The sequence below is a fragment of the Syntrophothermus sp. genome (assembly GCF_013314835.1).
GTDB lineage: Bacteria > Bacillota > Syntrophomonadia > Syntrophomonadales > Syntrophothermaceae > Syntrophothermus > Syntrophothermus lipocalidus.
Map to the genome: position 1 here is coordinate 1 of NZ_JABUEX010000165.1, position 2,023 is coordinate 2,023.

4 protein-coding genes are annotated in these 2,023 nt (G+C 48.2%); 3 read left to right on the forward strand and 1 reads right to left on the reverse strand.

The genetic code is table 11. The features are described 5' to 3' along the window. Nucleotides 1-149: 149 nt before the first annotated feature. A complete protein-coding gene (locus tag HPY90_RS16030) occupies nucleotides 150-704 on the reverse strand; it encodes a helix-turn-helix domain-containing protein (RefSeq protein ID WP_287195994.1) in 555 nt (184 codons plus the stop codon). A gap of 138 nt (nucleotides 705-842) precedes the next feature. On the opposite strand from HPY90_RS16030, the gene HPY90_RS16035 reads away from it, so the two are divergent. The 3 genes from HPY90_RS16035 to HPY90_RS16045 all read left to right on the forward strand — a co-directional run bounded on the left by HPY90_RS16035 (nucleotide 843) and on the right by HPY90_RS16045 (nucleotide 1,794). Beyond that, nucleotides 843-1,103 (forward strand): helix-turn-helix transcriptional regulator, encoded by a 261-nt coding sequence (locus tag HPY90_RS16035; protein ID WP_287195996.1) that lies wholly within the window; start codon nucleotides 843-845, stop codon nucleotides 1,101-1,103. Between the two features lie 91 nt (nucleotides 1,104-1,194). Further along, nucleotides 1,195-1,494, forward strand: coding sequence for a helix-turn-helix domain-containing protein (locus HPY90_RS16040; RefSeq protein ID WP_287195997.1), 300 nt, complete (start codon nucleotides 1,195-1,197; stop codon nucleotides 1,492-1,494). Between the two features lie 114 nt (nucleotides 1,495-1,608). Beyond that, nucleotides 1,609-1,794 carry a hypothetical protein gene (locus HPY90_RS16045; RefSeq protein WP_287195999.1) on the forward strand — a complete coding sequence of 62 codons (186 nt, stop codon included), beginning with the start codon at nucleotides 1,609-1,611 and terminating at the stop codon, nucleotides 1,792-1,794. Nucleotides 1,795-2,023: the final 229 nt, after the last annotated feature.

A 2,023-nucleotide genomic window follows, 5' to 3' on the forward strand; every position in this document is an offset into this window, starting at 1 on the left:
CTTGTCCAACAGAATTACGCCTGAATTGAGCCTCCGGTCGAAGTAGTACACACCATACGCCTGGTAAGCATCCCTCGGGAAATGTACATAGCTAAGGACGATGCCGTTATCAGCAACGTAGTCAAGCAGTTCTTTACGCATAATAATGGCTACTCCTCTATTCCGTGCTCACGTCTTATGCGTTTGATCTGCTCTGCCAGGAATTTTAGGAATTCCTGGGACGGCTTGCGTCCATATTCACCTTCTATATGAGCAGCGAGGCGCTCGATGTCGAAGTCTTCCTGGAAGGTTTCGGGATTGTATACAGGTTCCTTAGGTTCCTTATCGGTTTCCTTTGCCTCTGCTTTAGCTTCGGGTTCTTTGAATGAGAGGGCAGTATCTATCAGGGTGACGAGGCGTTTCTTGTCGTCGGGGCCTAGAGGTTGGCCATCTACGGTAATAGGTTCATCCTGTTGAAGGATTTCTTTCAAATCAATGGGAAGAGCTTTTTGCCTTAGTTGTCCCGCATCACGGCCAACGAGATAATCTATGGTGACGCCATACTGATCCGCTATTCGTCTGAGCATTTCTGGATCAGGCTTCCGCTCATCATGCTCGTAACGGTTTAAGACAACATTACTGATTCCCAGTCTTTCCGCGGCTTCTTTTTGAGAAAGATTCAGCCTTTCACGGATTGCCTTTAACCGCATTCCTAATGTAATCAAGGTTAACCCTCTTCCCAATTTGGTAATTTTAATATACCACACCAAGAATGAGATTAGATATGGTTTGCCGAAAAAGTAAAATACCTATTGACTTTTCCTCTTTAGTAATTATAATAAGAATCGAAGGTGGTTACCAACATGGAAACCAAACAGGTACAAAATTACCATATTGACCTTGCCAGGCTGAAGGCTTTGCGTATAAGGGCTGGCTTAACACAAAATCAAGTTTCTAGAATCCTCGGTTATAAAAGCACCTTGGGTTACCACTACATTGAAAGTGGACGTTGTCGGTTAAGAGCAGACCAATTGTTAACGTTAGCCCAGCTATATGGTGTCAGTATTGATTCTTTAATCATCAGTAATGAGGCAGCTGACCACGCGCAACAATCCGTTTCCTAAATCTAGACTTCTGCACCTTGCCCATCAATTACAGTCTAGCGTGGGTGAGGTAACAGATAAACCAAAGGAGCGAAGAAAGGAGGGACAAAAGATGTTCTATACCGGCGGGAAGGCCATAGCGGTTGACCTCAGGCAAAAGAGACAGGCAAAGGGTCTCACGATGGCGCAGCTTTCCGAGTTCTTGGAATGCAACCCGAAGCATGTCTCTAATCTGGAACTGGGATACTGCGGGCTGACAATTCCAAAGGCAGCCAAGGCTGCTGCTGTGGTCGGCCCTATCACTGTAGAAGTCGAGGGAGTCGGGCGCGTAGTGATTGCATTGGCCGACCAATTACGAGTCGATCAGGTCCGGAAATCCACTGCGAATTATGGCCTAGTTGCATGGGCATGATGAGGAGCGCGGTTATCATGCGGCAATTTGAGGCAACAGTCATTCGCGAATATGAACCAGATATGGAACGGATGGTGAAGGCCCTGCAAATTCTTCTGAAAGGGGGAAAACGGAGTGAGTGCCATGGGAGACTTGAAGATAATGCTGGAGGAGCGCGGGATAACGAATCCGGCAGATCAGAAGTTGTATCTAAACCTTCGGCAGTTCGGGAAGGGCGTCAAGTTGATCAAATACAAAGGCCGCGTGAAGACACTGAGGAAGGTTCTAGGAGCGTTGCGTGATGATTTGCAGACGGCATGAAAAGAGGGCTGAAGTAAAAGCGCTACCTCAGCCCAAGAAACGGACCCACTATAGAATTTCCACTCCCAGCTTATCACGCCGGGCTGGGTCAGTCAAGGGGGGTGTGAGGCGTGGCGCATAGCATATCCGATCCGATCAAGTGCCCGTACTGCGGCGGTCAGATGTACTACTCATGCAAAGACCACGGGATGCTGTACTACTATTGCCCTGACTGCCGGCGCGGGGCGGC